Origin of the sequence: Prochlorococcus sp. MIT 1307 (assembly GCF_034092395.1) — a bacterium.
GTDB lineage: Bacteria > Cyanobacteriota > Cyanobacteriia > PCC-6307 > Cyanobiaceae > AG-363-K07.
Genome location: NZ_CP139301.1, coordinates 1897156 through 1917584 on the forward strand (window position 1 = coordinate 1897156; position 20429 = coordinate 1917584).

At 42.4% G+C, this 20429-nt stretch carries 19 protein-coding genes; 10 read left to right on the forward strand and 9 right to left on the reverse strand.

The features are described 5' to 3' along the window. Positions 1-2 precede the first annotated feature (2 nt). Positions 3-1862, forward strand: a complete 1860-nt coding sequence (locus SOI82_RS09810; protein WP_320667227.1) for a glycosyltransferase family 39 protein — start codon at positions 3-5, stop codon at positions 1860-1862. A gap of 143 nt (positions 1863-2005) precedes the next feature. On the opposite strand, the gene SOI82_RS09815 is transcribed toward SOI82_RS09810, so the two are convergent. Further along, positions 2006-2536, reverse strand: a complete 531-nt coding sequence (locus tag SOI82_RS09815) for a DUF721 domain-containing protein (protein WP_320667228.1) — start codon at positions 2534-2536, stop codon at positions 2006-2008. 67 nt (positions 2537-2603) lie between these two features. Between SOI82_RS09815 and SOI82_RS09820 the strand changes: the two genes are divergently transcribed. From SOI82_RS09820 to SOI82_RS09830, 3 genes are all read left to right on the forward strand, one after another. Continuing rightward, on the forward strand, positions 2604-3401 hold the full coding sequence (locus SOI82_RS09820; RefSeq protein WP_320667229.1) for a PspA/IM30 family protein: 798 nt from the start codon (positions 2604-2606) through the stop codon (positions 3399-3401). Between the two features lie 146 nt (positions 3402-3547). Beyond that, on the forward strand, positions 3548-4744 hold the full coding sequence (locus SOI82_RS09825; protein WP_320667230.1) for an aminotransferase class I/II-fold pyridoxal phosphate-dependent enzyme: 1197 nt from the start codon (positions 3548-3550) through the stop codon (positions 4742-4744). Beyond that, the gene (locus tag SOI82_RS09830; protein ID WP_320667231.1) at positions 4731-5492 is read left to right on the forward strand and encodes a biotin--[acetyl-CoA-carboxylase] ligase; all 762 of its coding nucleotides are present in this window, start codon (positions 4731-4733) and stop codon (positions 5490-5492) included. The genes SOI82_RS09825 and SOI82_RS09830 overlap by 14 nt, the downstream gene beginning before the upstream one ends. A gap of 10 nt (positions 5493-5502) precedes the next feature. On the opposite strand, the gene SOI82_RS09835 is transcribed toward SOI82_RS09830, so the two are convergent. Both SOI82_RS09835 and SOI82_RS09840 read right to left on the reverse strand, forming a co-directional pair. Beyond that, on the reverse strand, positions 5503-6174 hold the full coding sequence (locus SOI82_RS09835) for an ABC transporter ATP-binding protein (protein ID WP_320668418.1): 672 nt from the start codon (positions 6172-6174) through the stop codon (positions 5503-5505). A 31-nt stretch (positions 6175-6205) separates the two neighbouring features. Further along, positions 6206-7777, reverse strand: coding sequence for an NAD(P)H-quinone oxidoreductase subunit N (locus SOI82_RS09840; RefSeq protein ID WP_320667232.1), 1572 nt, complete (start codon positions 7775-7777; stop codon positions 6206-6208). Between the two features lie 136 nt (positions 7778-7913). On the opposite strand from SOI82_RS09840, the gene topA reads away from it, so the two are divergent. The 5 genes from topA (at position 7914) to SOI82_RS09865 (ending at position 14124) form a co-directional block, all read left to right on the forward strand. Next, positions 7914-10715 carry a type I DNA topoisomerase gene (gene topA / locus SOI82_RS09845; protein ID WP_320667233.1) on the forward strand — a complete coding sequence of 934 codons (2802 nt, stop codon included), beginning with the start codon at positions 7914-7916 and terminating at the stop codon, positions 10713-10715. 68 nt (positions 10716-10783) lie between these two features. Then, the gene (locus tag SOI82_RS09850) at positions 10784-11218 is read left to right on the forward strand and encodes a hypothetical protein (protein WP_320667234.1); all 435 of its coding nucleotides are present in this window, start codon (positions 10784-10786) and stop codon (positions 11216-11218) included. Between the two features lie 77 nt (positions 11219-11295). Continuing rightward, positions 11296-11901, forward strand: a complete 606-nt coding sequence (locus SOI82_RS09855) for a DUF2232 domain-containing protein (protein WP_320668419.1) — start codon at positions 11296-11298, stop codon at positions 11899-11901. After that, positions 11888-13084, forward strand: coding sequence for a nicotinate-nucleotide--dimethylbenzimidazole phosphoribosyltransferase (locus tag SOI82_RS09860; RefSeq protein ID WP_320667235.1), 1197 nt, complete (start codon positions 11888-11890; stop codon positions 13082-13084). The genes SOI82_RS09855 and SOI82_RS09860 overlap by 14 nt, the downstream gene beginning before the upstream one ends. A gap of 41 nt (positions 13085-13125) precedes the next feature. After that, complete coding sequence (locus tag SOI82_RS09865; RefSeq protein ID WP_320667236.1) at positions 13126-14124, forward strand: ABC transporter substrate-binding protein; 999 nt, start codon at positions 13126-13128, stop codon at positions 14122-14124. On the opposite strand, the gene SOI82_RS09870 is transcribed toward SOI82_RS09865, so the two are convergent. Continuing rightward, positions 14113-15276, reverse strand: a complete 1164-nt coding sequence (locus SOI82_RS09870; RefSeq protein WP_320667237.1) for an aldo/keto reductase — start codon at positions 15274-15276, stop codon at positions 14113-14115. The two genes, SOI82_RS09865 and SOI82_RS09870, sit on opposite strands and share 12 nt — an antisense overlap. Beyond that, a complete protein-coding gene (locus SOI82_RS09875; protein WP_320667238.1) occupies positions 15242-15826 on the reverse strand; it encodes a bifunctional nuclease family protein in 585 nt (194 codons plus the stop codon). Before SOI82_RS09875 ends, SOI82_RS09870 begins: the two co-directional genes overlap by 35 nt. 60 nt (positions 15827-15886) lie before the next feature. On the opposite strand from SOI82_RS09875, the gene SOI82_RS09880 reads away from it, so the two are divergent. After that, complete coding sequence (locus tag SOI82_RS09880) at positions 15887-16552, forward strand: riboflavin synthase (protein WP_320667239.1); 666 nt, start codon at positions 15887-15889, stop codon at positions 16550-16552. A gap of 158 nt (positions 16553-16710) precedes the next feature. On the opposite strand, the gene SOI82_RS09885 is transcribed toward SOI82_RS09880, so the two are convergent. From SOI82_RS09885 to SOI82_RS09900, 4 genes are all read right to left on the reverse strand, one after another. After that, positions 16711-17067, reverse strand: coding sequence for an AbrB family transcriptional regulator (locus tag SOI82_RS09885; RefSeq protein ID WP_320667240.1), 357 nt, complete (start codon positions 17065-17067; stop codon positions 16711-16713). Positions 17068-17161: 94 nt separating this feature from the next. Next, the gene (locus tag SOI82_RS09890) at positions 17162-17764 is read right to left on the reverse strand and encodes a cytochrome c oxidase subunit 3 (RefSeq protein ID WP_320667241.1); all 603 of its coding nucleotides are present in this window, start codon (positions 17762-17764) and stop codon (positions 17162-17164) included. Then, positions 17764-19431: a cytochrome c oxidase subunit I gene (gene ctaD / locus SOI82_RS09895; protein WP_320667242.1), complete on the reverse strand. Its 1668-nt coding sequence runs from the start codon at positions 19429-19431 to the stop codon at positions 17764-17766. Before ctaD ends, SOI82_RS09890 begins: the two co-directional genes overlap by 1 nt. After that, positions 19428-20264, reverse strand: coding sequence for a cytochrome c oxidase subunit II (locus tag SOI82_RS09900; protein WP_414153534.1), 837 nt, complete (start codon positions 20262-20264; stop codon positions 19428-19430). Before SOI82_RS09900 ends, ctaD begins: the two co-directional genes overlap by 4 nt. Between the last annotated feature and the right edge of the window lie 165 nt (positions 20265-20429).

Below are 20429 nucleotides of genomic sequence, written 5' to 3' on the forward strand. Positions count from 1 at the left end.
ATTTGGACTCCTCTGACGAGAAAGTGATTTTGCTGCGCCGTCAACGTCAAAGGGGACTTTGCCTGATTCTTTTTTTGGGATTGGTGCTTTGTTTTTGGCAACTTGGCTCGACAGGATTAGTTGACGAGACGCCTCCGAAATTTGCAGCGGCTGGCCGTGCAATGAGCATAACTGGAGATTGGCTTACCCCTAGAGCAAATGGGATTCCTCGATTTGATAAACCTCCTTTGCTTTATTGGCTAATGGGTATGGTTTATTCCAGTCCAGGTCAGGAGCTTTGGGACCCTCTTGGATCTTGGGCAGCGCGATTCCCTTCAGCACTTTCATCTGTTTTGGTCATGCTGTTTTTAGGGGACACAGTAATGCGGTGGCCCCAGAAAGCTGAGACTTTTCCACGCCGAACAGGAGTAATAGCTGCACTAGCTTTCTCTCTTTCTCCATTAGTTCTGATTTGGAGCCGTATTGCTGTTAGTGATGCATTGCTTTGTTGCACATTTGGGGTGAGCATGCTTCTTCAATGGAGACGTTATGTAAATCCAACAAGGTTTTCTTGGGTTTATGCATGGATTGCTTTGGCATTGGCGGTACTTACAAAGGGGCCAGTAGCAATTGTGTTAATGGGGATGACTCTTGTTTTGTTTGCTTGGACTCAAGAGGACTTTGCACTGCTATGGAATCGATTACGACCTATACCTGGATTATTAATTACTGCTTGCATAAGTTTGCCTTGGTATTTGATGGAATTATTGAAAGAAGGGCAACCTTTTTGGGATAGTTTCTTCGGTTATCACAATTTCCAGCGGTTTACTTCAGTCGTTAATTCACATCAGCAACCATGGTGGTTTTTTGGGTTGATTTTTATTATTGCTTCTCTTCCTTTTACACCTTTGCTAATCCTTGGGATGGGGAAAGCATTTAAAATAATTGGCCAGAAAGTTAAAAGTGCCGAAAAACAACCTGAGAACTCTCTTTTGGTTTTTGCGGCTTGTTGGTTACTTTGTATTTTGGTATTTTTCACATGTGCAGGAACAAAGCTCCCTAGTTATTGGCTTCCGGCAACACCCGCAGCAGCAATCTTAATTGCTTTCTCCGAAAGTTACACTAGGAAGCATAAAAGAAGACAAGTATTTTTATTTGCTTGGTGGGTTTCTATAATTTTGGTTTTGTTGATTGCATTTTTTATGTGGTCTTCAATTTTTTGGGATCAATTTGGACTTACTCAATATATAAATGACCCTGAGATTCCTGGCTTCGCAGAAAGTCTAATTTCCAGTGGGATTCTTATTAGAGCTGCAACTTGTTTTAGCCTTAGTGCTTGCCTTGGAATTGTTTTGATTTTCAGGCCAAGGCCTGGAGGATTGCTTGCCTTGCAGGCTCCATTGGCCGTGTTTCATTTAGTTGTGCTTTTGCCATTATTTGGATTAGTAGATGAACTAAGGCAATTGCCTTTGCGTCAAGTTTCTAATTTATTGCTGGCATCTCAGAAGCCAGATGAATCAATTTTAATGGTCGGAGTTTCTAAACCATCTATTCATTTCTATACTAAGCAAGTGATTTTATATGAAGGAAATACTGCCCGTAACTTAGTTAATCTTACCGATAGATTAGGTATCGAGAAACGATTAGGGTGGTCTGGTAAATTAATAGATAGAACCAAAAGAAACAATACTGCCTTAGTTGTTATTGATAATAAAACTAGCCAACTACCTCATTGGAGAGGATTGGATCCAGTTTTACTTGGCCAGTTTGGTATATATAAAGTATGGAGATTAAATAGGCGAATTCTTGAAAGGAGGGCTATTGAATTAATTGTTGGTGGAGTTAAACCAAACTGGCGATTACCTAAGCCAGAGTGGTTTTAATTCTCAAGGTTAAAAATAGATCTCTATTGACAATTATTGGATTTATTAAATTGGATATTAATACGGCTTATTATGTTATTATCTCTTGAGTAATTGGTTCTGAGGGTTTTCTTCCTGTTTGATTTATTTGTGTAGATCTTTCATTATTCATTAGACAAAATTATTGCTCTTCTGCAGAAGCCGCACATGCCCCAGAGGGCCATTTCTCCAGCAGGAGCTGGGCTACTGCATTGGCTGCATTTTGCGATGCCATGAACATCAATTCTGCTTGGGTGTCTTCCCCAGATACTGTCTTCGCTTTCTAGTTGGTTTTTTTTTGCTCGGGGATGGTATTGCTGAATACGTAAGTCGCGCACTTCATAGCCTTGAGTTCGAATTCTCGCTAAAAGTTGTGTGCGGTTATATTGCAAAGCCTGCAGCCATTGGGGGTGTTTTGCCCCAATTACCAACATTCCCCTTCGGAGGCTTAGAGGCTTGCAATTGGATGCAAGAGGCTCTCCTGCAATTTTTGACCAGTCTTGCCATAGTCCTGCAATATTATTTCTTTTTTTTTGCCAAGAAATTTTTATATCATCTAAGCAACTGGAAAGTCTTGAAGCCATTGCAGGAGGAGCTTCTTGGAGAATTTCTCCTTTGCCAAATTTTTTACGCTTTTGATTGCTAGGTAATGCCATCCCATCACTCTAGGTGGAGTATTTTCCTGGCCTCGCTAGCCTCCTATAGGTCTTATTCAAAGTCTTTATGGGATTCTTTGACAGGTTGAGCCGATTGCTGCGCGCCAATCTCAATGATCTTGTGAGCAAGGCAGAGGATCCTGTCAAGATCCTGGATCAATCTGTAGCTGATATGCAGGCGGACTTGGTTAAGTTGCGCCAGGCAGTTGCAATGGCAATTGCTAGTCAAAAGAGGCTTAAAAGTCAGGCAAATCAAGCAAAAGTGCAATCATCAACATGGTATGAGCGGGCCGAGCTAGCGCTTAAAAAGGGTCAGGAAGATTTGGCAAGGGAAGCACTTACAAGACGTAAAACTTTCCAGGAATCATTTGATGGTCTAACTAGTCAACTCCAGGCACAGGAAGGACAGGTCGAGATGTTGACGCGCAGTCTTGTAAAACTTGAAGGGAAGATTGCAGAGGCTAAGACCAAGAAGGACATGCTTAAAGCCAGGGCTCAGGCTGCTGAAGCACAGCAACAATTGCAGAGTGCCGTTGGGGGTATGGGTACAAATTCAGCAATGGCGGCCTTTGAGCGTATGGAAGATAAGGTCGAAGCTCTTGAGGCTTCGGGGCAGGCAGCTGCAGAGTTGGCGGGAGCAGATTTGGAGAGTAAGTTTGCAGCCCTTGAAGGCAGTGATGATTTAGATGATGAATTGAATGCCCTTCGGCAAAAACTTCAAGATGGTGCGGAGGCGGTAGCACTTCCTGAGGGTGATGTTGATGATTTAGAGAGACAGAAACCTAATGATGAAATTGAAGTAGTAAAAGTTAGAGAGGTAGATGCAGATCTTGAGGCGCTTAAGCGATCTATTGACAAGACTTGATGTTATATTTATGAAAAAAAGTAATTGCGTTTTTAAGTATTTCTTGTTTGCTTTAAGGTCTCCCCTTTGCCATGAGAACGTAAAAAAAAGATATTTTGAACTAGTAAGTTCTTAACTAGAATAATGCATTAAATAGGCCATTATAAATGACAATATCCAGGCGAGTGGAAAGATTGGGTTCAGGTATTTTTCATCGAAATGATGTGAGAAAAGAATCCTATAGGAATAAGAGTATTACTAATAGCCTTTCTCCTTTACTGGACTTGTCATTAGGGTCTACTGACCTTTTGCCCCCGGCAATTGTCTTAGAAGCTATCAAAAAAAGTATATATGAGCCAGAGAGCTCTTCATACTGCCTGCATGCCGCGACAAAACCTTTCAGAGAGGTTGTAGCAGATTGGGCTGAAAAACGTTTTGGGGTTGATGTTGATCCAAATAGCGAGGTTTTGTTGTTAGTGGGCTCTCAAGAAGGGACTGCTCATCTTCCACTTGCTGTCATGAACCCTGGTGAGGCTGGTTTAATTTTGGACCCTTCTTACCCTTCTCATCGGGGAGGTTTAGTTCTGGCTGATGCACAGATAGAACGTTTGTTGTTAACGGCTAATGAGGGATGGAAACCTGATTTTGGTTCGCTTTCAAATAGTCAATTGGATCAATTGAAAATCATTGTTTTTGGTTTCCCTCATAACCCAACCGCTCAGGTTGGTGAGCAGAGTTGGTTAGATGATGCCATGGCCTGTGGAGTGAACCATCATATCGTTATTGCTCATGACAATCCTTATTTGGACCTTTCTCTTGAAGGTGATTCACCTTCTTTATTGAGGTGTGAAGGGTGGAAGGAATGGGGAATTGAGTTTTATTCTTTATCAAAAGCTTGGTGCCTGGGAGGATTCAGAATTGCCTTTGCGATAGGGGCAAAAAAACTTATTTCAGGTTTAGTGCGATTAAAAAGTGTTGTGGACTTTAATCAGTCTTTGGCATTGCAGAAGGGTGCAATAGTGGCACTTACTTCTTGTTTAGACTGTCCTGGCAAGGTAGTTGAAATTTATAGGGAACGTCGAGATAGAACTCTTAGGGCACTTAGCCATTTGGGATGGCATGTTCCGTCCCCATCCATGGCAATGTACCTTTGGCTGCCATTACCTACTTGGGCCGTTGACAAGGGTTGGGACGATGAGCATTTAGCAGCAGACCTTTTGGAAAAGACAGGGATCGCTATAACACCCGGCTCAGGCTTTGGTGCTGGGGGAGCCAATTGGTTGAGATTGGCATTGGTTCGTCCTGCGGATGAAGTGGAAAAAGCTATTTCACGAATTGGACCATGGTGGAATGCGAACAGCTAATTCCTTTACAGGAGGAGCGGCTGTGGCGCAATTTTTGCGTTCTCAGTATTTAGGGAAAAAGGTTTGGCAATTGCGTTGGAAGCCAGTATGCGCGAGTACTGAGTTTGACCTTTCGGATTGGCTTAAAGAAAAACCTTTTAAAGGGCAAATTCCTCGCGCATTGATTGCTGCACGACAGACTCATGGCATGGGTCAGCGAGGTCGTATATGGAAAGCTCCGGCTGGCGGGGTTTGGATAAGTGCAGCTTTTCCTCTAATTGGAGATCAAAAATCAGCTGGATTGCTTGGATTGGCGGTAGCAGTTGCAATGGTTCATAGATTGGAGAAATACTGTGTATCTGCTCAAATCAAGTGGCCTAATGACTTACTTGTCGGTGATAGAAAGTTGGCTGGTTTGTTGCCCAGACTTGTTTATCGAGGAGACAGATTGCGATTAGGACGAATTGGTCTAGGTTTGAATGTTTGTAATCATGTTCCAGATGGTGGCATTTCGCTTGTCGAGCTTCTGCGACCAATTAATTGTCAACCATTTCTATGGGCTGCAGAAGTCCTTTTTGCTTTGGATTGTGCTATGGAGATGATTGAAGATGCAGAGGCTGTTCGTTATGAAGCTGAAAACCTGCTTTGGGCTCAGGAGGTTAAAGACCCAGAAACAGAAATGGTTTGGGAAATTGATGGATTAGATATTAATGGGGCTTTGAGGCTCAGGAAAGGCTCTTATAAAACAGTTTGGAATCGTTGGGCATGAATTTGATCATTTAATTTCTTTTTTGAATTTCAATCACTTTTCCATCGTTGAAATAAGCTACTTTTTTAGCCCTGGCGGCAACGTTATCTTCGTGTGTTACTAAAACAAGGGTGATGCCTTGCTTATGTAGCTCATCAAAGAGGTTAAGAACATCTTCAGTGGTTTTGGAATCGAGTGCTCCAGTTGGTTCATCTGCTAATAATAATGCAGGCTGATTAATAATTGCTCTTGCAATTGCGACTCGTTGTTGTTGACCACCGGACAGTTGATTGGGACGATTTCGCATTCTTTCTTTAAGGCCTACTTTGATTAGTGCTTCTTCCGCTCTTTGAATTCGCATTGATATAGGAATTCCTGCATAAATCATTGGAAGCATTACATTTTCCAAAGCAGTTGCTTCAGGCAATAAATGAAATTGTTGAAAAACAAAGCCAAGCTCCTGATTCCGTAGATTTGCAAGGGAATCGTCATCTAGTTCTTCAACTGCTGTTCCATTTAGCTTATAACTTCCGCTGGTTGGACGATCTAAGCAACCTAAAATATTCATAGCAGTACTTTTCCCTGAACCACTTGCACCCATGACTGCAAGATAGTCTCCTTTAATTACTTCTAAATTCAGTTTATCTAATGCTTTGACTATTAGTGAGCCACTCCCATAATGCTTGCTTACATTTGAGAGCATTGCAACATTTTTTGTATAAGATTGCGCCTCTTTATCCAAGTGCTCTTTGACCTCCTAGTGCAATTGCATCTTGAAGAAGAGGGGTTCCAGCAACGGTGCTATTTGCCCATTGGAATAGAGGGTTTGAGAAGATACCACCTATAGCAGTCACAAAAATGCATGCAATTAAAGCCACCCTTAAAGGAGGTAATCCTATTACCTCCCATTGTATTCTCGGATAAGATTTAACTACTTCTGAGGCTTCTTGAGGTTCTTTGACTACCATCATCTTAATGACAGAAATGTAGTAATAAATTGAGATTACTGATGTGACTAAACCTACAACTACAAGCAAATATTGCTCGTCGGCCCAACCAGCAAAAAAGAGATAAATCTTGCCAAAAAATCCAAGCATGGGCGGTATCCCGCCTAGCGAAAGAAGGCAAAGACTTAAACCAAGAGTTATTAATGGATCTTTTTGATAAAGACCGGCATAGTCTTCTATTCGATCACTCCCAGTTCTGATGGAGAAAAGGATGATGCATGCGAATGCACCAAGATTCATAAATAGATATGCCGCCATATAAAGAACCATTGAAGCGAAACCATCTTCTGTGCCACAAACAAGACCAATCATTACAAAACCTGCCTGCCCAATGGAGCTATAAGCAAGCATTCTCTTCATTGAAGTTTGTGCTAATGCAACAACATTGCCTAGTGTCATGCTGAGAATTGCCAGAACAGTGAAAAGTAATTTCCACTGGTTATCAAAAGCACTAAAGCAACCAACTAGAAGTCTTACGGCGAGACAAAACCCTGCTGCTTTTGACCCAACAGAGAGGAAAGCAACCACAGGAGTTGGTGAGCCTTCATAGACATCTGGAGTCCATTGATGAAAAGGCACTGCTGCGATTTTGAAAGCAACCGTTGCAAGAACAAAAACCAGAGCTAATGCAGCCAAGGGGGTTGGACTTTCTAGAAGTGCAATTCCAATTGTTTGAAGACTTGTACTGCCACTAATTCCATAAAGAAGCGAAGATCCATAGAGAAATACAGCAGCAGCAGCAGAACCAACTAGCAAGTACTTAAGAGCAGCCTCTGAACTCCGAGCATCTCGCTTCATATAACCCGCAAGAAGATAACTTGCTACAGAAAGGGTTTCTAGTGAGACAAAAACACTTACTAGATCAGTAGATCCGCATAGAAGCATTGCTCCTAGAGTCGCTGCTAGAAGGATGGCTGCATATTCCCCAACAGGACTTCCACTTTGTTCCGCATAACGCCAGCTAATCAGAAGAGAAATCAGCGTCGAAAGAGCTACAACTGCTCTAAAAGCAATTGCAAGGTTGTCGGGTAGAAAAGCACCTAGAAAAGATGGCTCAAGTGGGCCATTCCATTGCAATGCAAGTAGCACTAGTGCTGTACTTAACCCTGCATAACAAATTGGTGGTGACCATTTAGCCGCACTTTGTTCTCCTGCTAGGTCAACGACCAAAGTGCCCAACATTGTTAGAAGTACAACTCCTTCAGGTGCTACAGCACCTGCATTTAATGCAAGGTTCAGAAGCTCTTCTGGTGGGGCCACAGTCTGAATCGACAAAAGCAGTGCACCTATTTCGTGCATATTTATCCAGTTTCAACCAGTTGATTAAGACTCTAGCTGCGTTACTAATTTGGAACTAGATGTTAGGGAACCCTATGCAGCTCGCTAGCTGGTGCGATAGATAGTAATAACGGATATACAGATAAGCTCGTCGCCTATGGCGCACACACTAGTAATCGTTGAGAGTCCAACAAAGGCAAGAACTATTAGAAGTTTCTTGCCAAAGGACTTCCAAGTACAAGCCTCTATGGGGCATGTCAGGGATCTCCCTAACAATGCAAGTGAGATTCCAGCTGCCCAGAAGGGGCAGAAATGGGCAAATCTTGGTGTTAATACAACCGCTGATTTCGAGCCTTTATATGTAGTTCCAAAAGATAAAAAGAAGGTTGTGAAAGAGTTGAAGTCTGCTTTAAAGGGAGCTACTCAGTTACTTTTGGCGACTGATGAAGATCGTGAGGGTGAAAGCATAAGTTGGCATTTGTTGCAGTTGCTAGCTCCAAAAGTGCCTGTTAAAAGGATGGTTTTTCACGAAATCACTAAGGAGGCGATTGCTAAGGCGTTAGTTGAAACTCGAGATCTTGATCTTGAGTTGGTTCATGCTCAAGAGACAAGAAGAATTCTTGACCGCCTTGTGGGTTATACACTTTCCCCTCTCCTTTGGAAGAAGGTGGCTTGGGGCTTGTCAGCTGGGCGCGTTCAGTCCGTAGCAGTAAGACTTTTGGTCCAACGCGAGCGTGCGAGGAGAGCTTTTAGAAGCGGGAGTTACTGGGATCTAAAGGCTAGCCTTGAACAAAATGGCAGTAGATTTGAAGCAAGGCTTATAAAGATCGCAGGAGAAAAGATTGCTAATGGGAATGATTTTGATGAGGCGACAGGCAAATTAAAAGCGAAAACAAGTGTTCGCCTAGTAAATGAAGTTGAGGCTTTGAGCCTGGCCGAAAGGTTTCGAATGGGGCAATGGAATGTAAAGGCTGTTGAAGAAAAACCCACTGTTAGGAAACCTGTTCCTCCTTTTACGACAAGTACTCTTCAGCAAGAAGCAAATCGCAAGCTAAGGCTTTCAGCTAGGGAGACGATGAGATGCGCACAAGGTTTATACGAGCGGGGTTTTATAACTTATATGCGAACTGATTCAGTTCATTTATCTGCCCAAGCGATTGAGGCCTCTCGTAAATGTGTTCTTTCTCGATATGGAAAGGATTACTTAAGTAAAACCCCTAGACAGTTCAACACCAAGTCTAGGAATGCCCAGGAAGCCCATGAAGCTATTAGACCTGCTGGAGAGCATTTTAGGGCCCCTAATGAAGCAGGTCTTGAGGGTAGGGATCTTGCTTTGTATGAGCTGATATGGAAACGCACAGTGGCAAGTCAGATGGCAGAGGCTCGCTTGACAATGCTTTCAATTGACCTTGCTGTTCAGGAAGCTTCTTTTCGTGCTACTGGAAAGCGCATTGACTTTCCAGGATTTTTTCGCGCTTATGTAGAAGGTAGTGATGACCCCGAAGCAGCATTAGAAGGCCAAGAGGTTTTGCTTCCTAACTTGGTGGTTGGTGATTCTCCTAACCCAAAGGCAGTAGAAGCTCTTGGGCATCAGACTCAGCCTCCAGCACGTTTTAGTGAAGCTTCTTTGGTCAAAATGCTTGAGAAAGAAGGGATTGGTAGACCCTCTACATACGCCAGCATTATTGGAACGATTGTTGACCGTGGATATTCCACTCTTCAGGGAAATGCATTAATTCCAAGCTTTACAGCATTTGCAGTGACAGCTCTTTTGGAGGAACATTTTCCAGATTTAGTAGATACAAGTTTTACAGCCAGGATGGAGACGACTTTAGATGAGATCTCTACTGGAAAGGTTAAATGGGTTCCTTATTTGGAGAGTTTCTATAAGGGCAATGAGGGGCTAGAAACACAGGTGCATCAGCGAGAGGGTGATATTGACCCAGGGTCATCAAGAACTATTGACTTAGAAGGACTTCCTTGTGTTGTTCGTATTGGTCGTTTTGGGGCTTATCTCGAATCAAAGCGAGTAGGTGAAGATGGTGAAGAAGAATTGATTAAGGCAACACTCCCTCAGGATTTAACCCCTGGAGAGCTAGATGAAGAGAAAGTAGAGCTTATTCTCAAGCAAAAAACTGAAGGACCTGAAGCTCTTGGCTTGGATCCAGAAACAGAAGAAGAAATATATCTGCTTTTTGGACAGTACGGCCCTTATGTTCAAAGGGGCCAAGTTAGTGAGGAGAAACCCAAGCCAAAACGCGCTTCTTTGCCTAAGGGGTTAAAACCTGAGGACCTTAAGCTTGAAGATGCACTTGGTCTTCTAAAACTACCTCGTTTATTAGGTGAGCATGCAGAGGGTGGAAGGGTTCAAGCAGGATTAGGTCGTTTTGGGCCATATGTTGTTTGGGATAAGGGGAAGGGAGAGAAGGACTATCGCTCTTTAAAGGGAGAAGATGATGTTCTTCTTGTTGATTTGAGTAGAGCACTTGAGTTGTTGGCAATGCCGAAACGAGGTAGAGGAGGGAGAACTGCATTGAAGGATCTTGGGAGTCCAAAAGGAAGTGATGAAAAAATTCAAGTTTTTGACGGCCCTTATGGTCTTTATGTAAAACAAGGCAAAGTAAATGCTTCACTTCCAGAAGGTAAAGCTGCAGATGAGATAACTCTTGAGGAAGCGGTTGAGTTGTTAATTGCTAAGAAAGCTAGTAAGAAATCTGGCAAAAGATCTACTAAGGCAAAAACTTCTACTAAATCAAAATCAGTTGCAAAAACTTCTACTAAATCAAAATCAGTTGCAAAAACTTCTACTAAATCAAAATCAGTTGCAAAAACTTCTACTAAATCAAACTCAGTGGCAAAGACTTCTACTAAATCAAAACCTACTCAAACTCGCGCAACAACCAAATCAGGTAGGTTACGTGCTAGTGCAGTAAAGGTAATCAAACCAGGGAAATTTTGAGGTCGATTTTGAAATTCACACCTTCATTTCTAAGAGCCTCGAGATTATTCTTTACGCCGATCCTTTTGGTGATAATTCAGTCTTGTTCAACTAGTCCAATAGGAGAAGAGCTTTCTAATAGTTTTGATTCTCCATTAGAGAAAAAATCCGTTGAAAATTTAAACTCCAATAATCAGAATTCCTTTTCTCCATTGGCTGCTTCAAATACAATCAAAAAAAGTTCTAATCGTCCTGCAAACAGTCTTGCTCAAGAAGCTAGGAATACTGGAGCTTTAAATATTCAGATTAAAAAGCAACTTCGGAATGAAGATAAACCTGCAGTTTTTAACCCTCAGCCTTATCGCATAACTATTAAGCTTTCTGCTGCCAACCCTTCTGCACCAGCAGAAACAGTTACTAAGGCTCTTAGAAAAGCAGGAGTGAGTTTTGAAGTGGAGATGATTGAACGCATTGATCAGCAATCTTTGATTCGACAGTCGCGACCTGGGAGGTCTAAGCGTTGATTAAATTTTGGAGGTTTAGAAAAGAGAGGATATCTAGACCTTTAAGGCCAATTAGTCGTCCTCAAGCACTGCGGATAATGGAAGGCTCATATTTGGCAGCAACTTCAGCTTTGATATGGGTGGCTTTGTATTACCTCCCAATAGGAGGCGCTTTATTTAGGCTTGCATTGCCATTGCCTTTAGCTCTACTTCAAGTCCGAAGAGGTTCTTTTTCTGGTCTTGAGGGTGTATGCCTTTCAGTCTTACTTTTAGTGGTTCTTATGGGCCCAGTACGAGGACCTTTGTTTCTCTTCCCATATGGCTTGCTTGCTTTGTGGCTTGGTTGGAGTTGGGCGTATGGCTTGAGTTGGTGGTTTAGTTGGGGTTGTGGGGTTTGTATAGGGACAATTGGCTTTTTTGTGAGGGTTTTCGTGCTATCTCTTTTGGTAGGCGAAAACCTTTGGGTAGTTATTACCCGTGCTGGTGCTGCTTTGCTAGAACGTTTTGTGGAATTACTTAATCTTCAATTCGTTCCTGAACTTAATCAGGTTCACTTGGTTGCTTTCTCTCTGGTTGTTGTCCAGGAGATGGTCTATGTATTGACCCTGCATGCATTGGCTTTCTGGATTTTTCCTCGATTAAAAGCACCCATACCAGAACCGCCAAATTTGTTGAATGGCCTTGTAGCCCTTGACCCCCTTTGAGATAAATACAATTAGTGATCCCTTCTTAGGGTTGCCTCCAGGGTGTAGGGCATTTGGAGCTGGAGCTTCCTCAATTAATAGGCATAGCTGGATTGAGAGTTGGTTAAAAAACCTGAATAATTTTTCTGCATTATTGATTTTGGCTGGGACTAATACCGCTGAAGTTGAGGGTATTTCAGCTGCTGGTTCTACTTCAGCGGCTCGACGATATACAGCTGTAGCAGATGCTGAACTTTTATTGAATGGACCGGTGAGATCTAACCGCTGGCCTTTACCTCCACTACCTGCTGGGGTTTCGCCAGCACTGATTAGTTACGTTGCTTCAAGATTTATTGATGTAAAGCCGTTGGTATTGGTAGCTGGATTGCAACAGATGCCTCCTTTTCCGCACCTGCGCCTTGAAAGGCCTTCCTTTGGACCTGCTGCTTGTTTGAGCACAGGCAGTGCAATGCCATTCAAAAGAGTGCAATCTCTTTGTGATAAAGGCTTTGCGATGGGTGTGAAGTTGCGCAAGCCATTGCTAATTGCTGAATGTGTCCCTGGTGGGACCTCTACGGCGCAGGCAGTCCTTACGGGATTGGGACTATCAATATCAGACTTGGTTAGTGGAAGTGTTCGCAATCCTCCTCTCAAAATAAAAACGCAACTTGTTGAGCGTGGCTTGCAAGCTGCGCAATTGGGGACATCTCCACCCCCTAAAAGATTGCTTGCGGCGGTGGGAGATCCTTTTCAATGTGTTGCTGTTGGTCTGTTGTTAGGGGCTAGACAAGCTGGTCAACCAGTTTTATTAGGGGGAGGTTCTCAAATGCTTGCCGTATTGGCTTTAGCTCTTGCAGAACTCAATGAATCTTTGCGGTCACATTTTGTTAAAGGTGTTGTCTTGGGGACAACTGCTTGGCTGACTGAGGAAGTGTCTTTTGAAGATCAGAGAGTGAGTTCTTTTGTTCGATTGTTAGATATTGTTGGCCATCATTATGGTGTAGGGCTTATGGGCGTGTCCGCAGGTTTGCATTTTGATCGAAGTCGATATCAAGCTCTTAGAGATTATGAAAGAGGCTTTGTAAAAGAAGGGGTTGGTGCTGGTGCTTTTGCCTTGCTCGCTCAACTTCAGGGTGTGAGCCGTAAAGACCTTCTTGATAGTTGCGAGGCATCTCTAGAGGAGTTGAATAGGAGGTCTAGCTAATGCAATTTTTCTTTTTTTGGATTTAAAGGATGAGGATGCAAATGCTCGGAAGGAGAGAGTTTTTGCAATTAGGTGTTTTGGCTGGCATTACTGGCTTAGCCGGTTGTGGGAGAACATTTTCACAGCCAACTCTTAGAGCTGCTGCAGAGACGTTGCCGAAAGAGTTGTTGGAGACGTTGCCTAAACCCTGGATCTTTAAAAAATTGACGGCTAAGAAAGAGTTAGGCCCTTCCAAGTTGGTAATCGATTCAACTACTGATTTAGTGGCTATTGGTGATGGTTGGATTTCTGAATTGTCCGACAATGCGTTTACAGCAATTGGCTCAGAACAAATCTTTTCTCGCCTTGATAAGCATTCCCAATTCTTTTTACAGGGATTTGGGCAGGACTTTTTGTCAAAAATACTGCCAGTAGCCTTTAGTCCTTGGGTAATGCTTTTCAGAAATGGGAAGAATTGGATATCCAGGGCTTCAGGTAAAGATGGTTGGAGTGTTTTGTTAGAACCCGAACTTGCTGGGAGTGTTGTTCTCCCTAGCAGTCCTCGCCTTGTTATCTCGCTCGCTGAAAGGATTAATCAAGCTGATTCATTGAGGAAATTGAGAACTCAGGCATTAACCTTTGATGATAGAAACAGTTTGAATTGGGTTCTTTCTGGTAGAGCACGTGTTGCTGTTTTGCCTCTTAATAGATGTTTTCGAAGTTTAACTAGAGATCCTCGATTGAATATTGCATTGCCTCAAAGTGGAGCTCCTTTAAATTGGACTGTTTTAATGCGCCCTGCACAAACAACAGAGCCTTTTCCTGAAGATTGGTTAGAGGCTGCTTGGGAAATGCCTTTACTTGGCAAACTTTTTGCAAGGGGATGGATCCCTCCTATTACTCATTCTGAACGTCTTAAGGCAACTAACCGTATACCAATTAACTATCAACAAATTCTTTTCCCAGCCGAATCTTTTTGGGAAAAATGTTGGTCGCTCCCTCTTTTGTCAATTCCAGAGAGGAATCGTCTTGAAAGTCTTTGGGCTCAATCAACCCCATAATCTTTTTCTAGGTTTAGCCGCTAATCGTTCATGTGTTTCCTCTAGAAGTTTTGGAATATTTAAGTTGTTTGGACAACGGGGGACACACTCCCCACAGCTTTTGCAAGCACTCGCGTCAAGCTCTTCCCACCAATGACCAGCTTTACCAATGAGGTTATATCTCTCCTCTGTAAAAGCTGTTAAGTCATGTCCGATTAGCAAATTACGAAGACGAAGAATTTCAGGAATTGGAACTGAATTTGGGCACGGTAGGCATTTTTCGCATTGACCACATAAATCTTTCCCTAGTCTCCGATTTCCCTCATCCCTGAGATTTTTTATTGTATTTTTTTCGAGCATAGTTAACGGCCCAGAGGTGATAATTTTTCTTGCAAGGTTTATGTCTTTGGGCTCATAAGCTCCAAGCGTTAATGTGCTAATTCCCTTCTCTAAGAGAAATTTATAAGCCAATTCAAGAGGGGCAAATGGGTAGCAATCCCTTACGAGAGTTGAACTAGGACTTTGCAACCTTCCACCTTTATCAGCTGGTGAGATTGCCATGACTCCCATACCTTTTCTTAAGGCAATCTTTGCAAGAGGAATTTTTCTTGGATCAAGGAGGTGGAGATGGAGGCTGCAAAATTGAAATCGGTTGCTTTCGATAGCTTTTTGAATAAGAGAAAAAGAACCATGCGAACTAAAACCAACCTGCCCAACAAGATTTTCTTCTTTTGCCCATTGAAGAAGTTTTGATCCTTCTCCTTCTAAAACCCACTCGAGGTGATTATTCAAATTCAGGCCATGAATGGCAAGATTGTCAAGCCTTTTTAGGTCTAGTCGCTTCAAAATTCTTTTGAGTTCTTTCTTACCTTCTTCTAGTGAAAGTCCTGGGAAGATTTTGCTTGTGATGACCCAGCCATGTTTTGGCTCAATTTTTTCTTGTTTGAGCTTATTGATGGCTTTCCCAAGAAAGCTTTCAGCAGGTCCATAGGCTGGTGCTGTTTCGATGTGATTTATTCCAGCAATGGAGGCTGCCTTTAGTACTGAATACATTTGATCAACCGAGCCAATCGCTCGCATTGTCCCAAGCGTGAAAATACTTACAGCTGGTCCACGGCCAAATTGGCGAAGCTTTCCTTTAATTTTGTTTTGGGGACTCAGAGTCGGAGTCATTTTTGTCGAAGGGCTGCTCATTGATTTGGTCGCTTTTTTTTAGATGTCTAATGAGATCTGCAGGGCTGACATCGTCCAAGAAGCGTCTGAACTCATCTTGATCTTCTTCATCGGCTTCTTCATCAACTGGTATGGATGCTTCTGCAACAACTTTCTCCATCATCCAGATGCTGCATTTTGTGCGGACTGCTAGAGCAAGCGCATCACTGGAACGAGCTTCGATTTCAATTAGGTCACTGGACTTTTCTTTTGTCCCTTCATCAGAGTGGTTAAAACGTAATTTGAGAACTGCTTGGAAGCTATTGTCTTGTATTCCATGAATAATTATTCGTTCTAAGAGAAGGTTTCCTGCATTTAATAGTGAGATAATCAAATCATGTGTGAGGGGTTTGCTTGGATGTGGCTGTTTGAAACCAGCCATAATATTGTGCGCTTGCGCATGATCAATCCATATTGGGACTTGACGGTGCCCAGAAGGATCTCGAAGCAAAACTATCGGGGAGCGATTGGATGCGTCGAGGGCTAGACCCGCTACGGTCATTTCGACCACTTTTCCTCCAACACCCTTTGTCCGATTATGGCTTAATAAATTAGAGGCAGCCTAAATGTCATGTTTACAGGTTTGATTCAGTCTGTCGGTCAAGTTGAAAAACGAGGAGGGGGCTTAGTTGTTAAAGGGTGTAAGCCTTTTTCTCCCTTAATACTTGGTGCAAGTGTTGCCGTAGATGGAGTTTGTTTAACTGTTGCTGATATTTGTATGGATGGTTTTTTTGCTGATGTGAGCGAGGAAACACTAAGTCGTACAACTCTTGGGTTTAAAGCGAAACGAGGAAAATTCGTGAATCTTGAGCCTGCACTTCGGTTAAGTGATCGCTTAGGAGGACACTTGGTAAGTGGTCATGTGGATGGCTTAGGTGAAGTCCTTTCTTTAGAGGATCTAAGGAAGTCCTGGCGCTTGGAGGTGAGATGGCAAAACCCAAAATTTGGGAAATATATATGTGAGAAAGGAAGTATTTCTATAGATGGAATAAGTTTGACAGTGGGAGGATGTAGTGAAAATGGAAGTGTTTTTTGGATAGCTGTCATCCCTCATACGTGGGAGATGACCTCTCTTAAATACTTAACTATTGGTTCTTTAGTAAACCTGGAAGCTGATTTAATGGCAAAATATGCTGAATCTTTGTTGGATCATAGGGATGGTTTGTCTTGTCCCTCTCAACTAAATTCATCTGATGAAATCTCTGAAGATTGGCTAATCAGAAATGGTTGGAATTGAATTGGAGGTAATTGTTTCTTTTTACTGAGGGTATTTAGCTTTGATTCAAATGAAAACTTTTAAAATTCTTTTTGAATATGAAAAAACAAGTTAACTGTTCCTCCGCTTTGGGGCAATTGATATTCAATTGTAAAAATTTTACCCGGAGGACTTAGTGTTTAAGTCTTCTCTGCCAGCGGCACTAGCCAGATAGCTCCACTGTCTCGTCGAATTTCTATTCGGAACTCTTGTCCAGGTTCAAGACCAAGCTTCTTGGTGTAGGCATGTCCAATTAGAAGGTTTCCATTTCCATGGACACGTGTTCTGAATTCTGCTTGGCGTCCACGAGAAGATCTGCTTCCAGGACGATTGGTTGAGCGAAGCTTGTAGCCCTTTGCTTCTACTAAAGCTTTGTAGAAGCTTTTTCGTAGAACCCGTCCACTTGGGCCTACATACCCGCATCCTCTAGCAATCTCATCCTCAGGACGGTTGCTTAGGGATCTGGCTTTGTCAAGTAGTTCTTTTCCGACCAGCATTTGCCAGAATTAATTACATTAATTCTGACGAGGAAGTTCAATTGTGGCAAGGAGTTGTTCGAAACTTTTCTTGCAGGTATCAAGATTTACCAGATCAAAGGAGGTAGAGGATGATAAATAGAATCACCCAAATACCGTCAACGAAGTGCCAATAGAGCTCTGCTGCCTCTAAGGGGAAGCTGTTTTTACTGGTTATACGTCCATTCGGTGATCTGGCTTGCCACCAGACAATTAAAATCATTATTGCTCCAAGGGTTACATGGAGCCCATGGAACCCTGTCAGGGCATAGAAAGTACTTGCATATACATTATCCGTAAGCCCAAAGGGCAGAGTGAAGTATTCGACCATTTGGCTGGCCAGAAATGCCAGCCCTAGGCTTGCTGTTATAAGAAGCCATCTTTGGCATCGCTTTGCATCTTCCTTTCGTAGGGCTGTTCCTGCTTGATGAAAAGTTGCACTACTAGCTAGAAGTAAAAATGTATTAAGTGTAGGAAGGGGAAGCTCAAGTTCATAAATCGCATCAGGTAATAGAGGATTAACTGCTTTGTAGGTGAGATAAGCGGCAAAAAAACCGGCGAATGTCATTCCATCTGCTACAAGAAAAGTTGCAAGACCAAACATTCGATGGTCTGCATGTGTTTCTTCTTGCTCCTCATTAATTGTGGGCGTTTGGTCAGGTTGTATTAGTGTTTCCATTAGAGGCTCTCCTTTGGTTCGGTGATGCTGGTGGAATCATTAGTTGCCTTTTCTTTGTCCATTCCATAGCCGTAAGGCTTTTTGACTAGCGGAGCAGCACCATCCCAGTTCTCTACTGGAGGAGGTGAGCTAGTAAGCCATTCGGGGGTTAGTGCTTGCCAAGGGTTGTCCCCAGCTATAGCTCCTTTGAATGCACTATGGAAAATATTCCATAGGAATGGCAATGTACTTAGAGCCATTATCAAAGCACCAGCACTGCTGATTTGATTTACTAATTCGAATTGTGAGTCGTATTCTGCAACTCGACGAGGCATCCCATTAAGCCCTAGCCAATGTTGAGGCGCAAAACAAAGGTTGAATCCTATGAAGGTAAGAATAAAGTGAAGTATTCCTAGCTTTTCATTGAGCATTTTTCCTGTAAATTTTGGATACCAATGATAAATAGAGGAAAATATAACAAAAACCGAGCCTCCATAGACGATATAATGAAAATGGGCAACTACAAAGTAGGTGTCATGTACATGAATGTCGAATGGGACTTGGGCCAGGGCTACTCCTGTGATTCCCCCAAGCACAAAATTTATAATGAAGCCACAAGAAAAAAGCAATGCAGAATTAATAGATAGTTTCCCTCCCCACAGTGTTGCCACCCAATTAAAGAACTTTATTCCTGTTGGGACTGCAATAAATGATGTAGCGATTGTAAAAAAGAGTCTCATCCAAGGGGGTGTGCCACTAGTAAACATGTGATGTGCCCAGACCACAAAACCAAGAACCACAATTGCCATTATTGAATAAACCATCGTTGTATAGCCAAAGAGTGGCTTCCGGCTATGAACTGGCAGAATTTCACTTACCAAGCCAAAAGCTGGTAAGACCATGATGTAAACAGCAGGGTGGGAATAGAACCAAAATAGATGTTGATATACGACTACATTTCCACCAAGTGTTGGATTGAAAAATCCGGTATGGGCGACGATGTCGAAACTCAAAAGAACAAGTGTTCCAGCAAGTACAGGAGTAGATAAAACTACGAGGATGCTAGTGCCCAGCATTGCCCAACAGTACATTGGTAGTTGCATGAGCTTTAATCCAGGTCTTCTTAGTTTCAGGATCGTTGCGATGAAATTGATCCCTCCAAAGATCGAACTACCTCCCAAAAGAAGGACACTGAGAATCCAAATGAGTTGCCCTGCGGCAGGAGTTGTAATGCTGAGAGGTGGATATGCTGTCCACCCAGATTGAGCCGCACCATTTATGAAATAACTACTTATTAATAGGAGTCCTGCTGGGGGGATTAGCCAAAATGCCACAGCATTCAGCCGTGGAAATGCCATGTCCCGGGCTCCAACATAGAAAGGTATTAGGTAATTCCCAAATGCGCCATTTACAACAGGCACAATCCATAAAAAGATCATTATTGTTCCATGAAGAGTTAAAACTTGGTTGTAGATATCACGCGGCATAAAATCAGACAAAGGACTTAATAATTCAATTCTTATCGCACTAGCTAATGCACCACCTATCAGATAGAAAATAAATCCACATACTAAATATTGAAGTCCAATGACTTTGTGATCCAAACTGAAACTTATATAGCGCAACCAACCTTTTGGTTGAAGACTCTCTATGGAGTTATTATCCTGAGGTGGAATTGAAAGTGTCATAAGTTTGAAATAGATTCTTTTGAGTTATTGTTAAACCATTCTTGATAAGTGCTTGGCTCTTCCACTACTACTGTTGAGCGCATACCCCCATGGTATGGCCCACAAAGTTCAGCACAGATAATTGGATATCTTCCAGGTTTAGTAGGGGTGAAGTTTAATATTGTTGGTTGGCCTGGTATCACATCTTGTTTAATCCGGAATTCAGGGACCCAGAAAGCATGAATTACATCTTTTGATTCCAACCGCATGCTTACTTGCTTACCCACAGGCACATGAAGTTCACCTGAAATGATATCTCCTTTAGGGTAATGAAATAGAAAAGCAAACTGAAGTGCAGTTACTTCGACTGGTAAAACGCCATTTGAACTTTTTAATGATGTTTCAATTGATCCAGCTCCAATTCCTCCCCATATCCTTTCATCTTTGATCATGCTTTGTTCTTCATTAACACCATGCTGCATTGTTTGCATCCCCCCCATGCGGTCGTAAATGTCATAGCTATATAGACCCACAAATAAAATGATTATGGTTGGAATGGCTGTCCAGAAAATTTCTAGAGGTAAATTTTCTTCTATTGGAATGCCATCTCCTAGTTCACCAGGCTTTCGCCGAAAGCGAATTAGGCTGTAAATGACAAGTCCAACCATCCCGACAAAAAGTATTGTTCCAATACTGAATAGAACTTTGAATAGCTCGTCATAGACGCTTGCATTAGTGCTTGCATCTACAGGGAGAAGATTTACATTCTGGCCAACCCATATGCCACCAAGTAATAGGGCGATGACTAATACAATTATCAAAATGGCCGATTTTTTCGGCACAAGACTCTCCATTTGTTTTTTTAGGCTATTGAGAACAACCTTTTTCTGCATCTGAAAATTATTAAGTAGAAGTGAAGTTAAATTGTGGGCCTCTCATTGCAAGGCTTCTGGTTGGATTAATGGCTTTTTGTTTGGACTTTTGTCAGGGATGAGAGATCTAGGAGCTTCTTTTGATGT

Coding starts and splice junctions, on each gene's coding strand:
- SOI82_RS09815 (WP_320667228.1), bottom strand. CDS start 2,536: ATGGCATTACCTAGCAATCAAAAGCGTAAAAAATTTGGCAAAGGAGAA.
- SOI82_RS09820 (WP_320667229.1), top strand. CDS start 2,604: ATGGGATTCTTTGACAGGTTGAGCCGATTGCTGCGCGCCAATCTCAAT.
- SOI82_RS09825 (WP_320667230.1), top strand. CDS start 3,548: ATGACAATATCCAGGCGAGTGGAAAGATTGGGTTCAGGTATTTTTCAT.
- SOI82_RS09830 (WP_320667231.1), top strand. CDS start 4,731: ATGCGAACAGCTAATTCCTTTACAGGAGGAGCGGCTGTGGCGCAATTT.
- SOI82_RS09835 (WP_320668418.1), bottom strand. CDS start 6,174: ATGCTCTCAAATGTAAGCAAGCATTATGGGAGTGGCTCACTAATAGTC.
- SOI82_RS09840 (WP_320667232.1), bottom strand. CDS start 7,777: ATGCACGAAATAGGTGCACTGCTTTTGTCGATTCAGACTGTGGCCCCA.
- topA (WP_320667233.1), top strand. CDS start 7,914: ATGGCGCACACACTAGTAATCGTTGAGAGTCCAACAAAGGCAAGAACT.
- SOI82_RS09855 (WP_320668419.1), top strand. CDS start 11,296: ATGGAAGGCTCATATTTGGCAGCAACTTCAGCTTTGATATGGGTGGCT.
- SOI82_RS09865 (WP_320667236.1), top strand. CDS start 13,126: ATGCTCGGAAGGAGAGAGTTTTTGCAATTAGGTGTTTTGGCTGGCATT.
- SOI82_RS09870 (WP_320667237.1), bottom strand. CDS start 15,276: ATGACTCCGACTCTGAGTCCCCAAAACAAAATTAAAGGAAAGCTTCGC.
- SOI82_RS09880 (WP_320667239.1), top strand. CDS start 15,887: ATGTTTACAGGTTTGATTCAGTCTGTCGGTCAAGTTGAAAAACGAGGA.
- SOI82_RS09885 (WP_320667240.1), bottom strand. CDS start 17,067: ATGCTGGTCGGAAAAGAACTACTTGACAAAGCCAGATCCCTAAGCAAC.
- SOI82_RS09890 (WP_320667241.1), bottom strand. CDS start 17,764: ATGGAAACACTAATACAACCTGACCAAACGCCCACAATTAATGAGGAG.
- ctaD (WP_320667242.1), bottom strand. CDS start 19,431: ATGACACTTTCAATTCCACCTCAGGATAATAACTCCATAGAGAGTCTT.
- SOI82_RS09900 (WP_414153534.1), bottom strand. CDS start 20,264: ATGGAGAGTCTTGTGCCGAAAAAATCGGCCATTTTGATAATTGTATTA.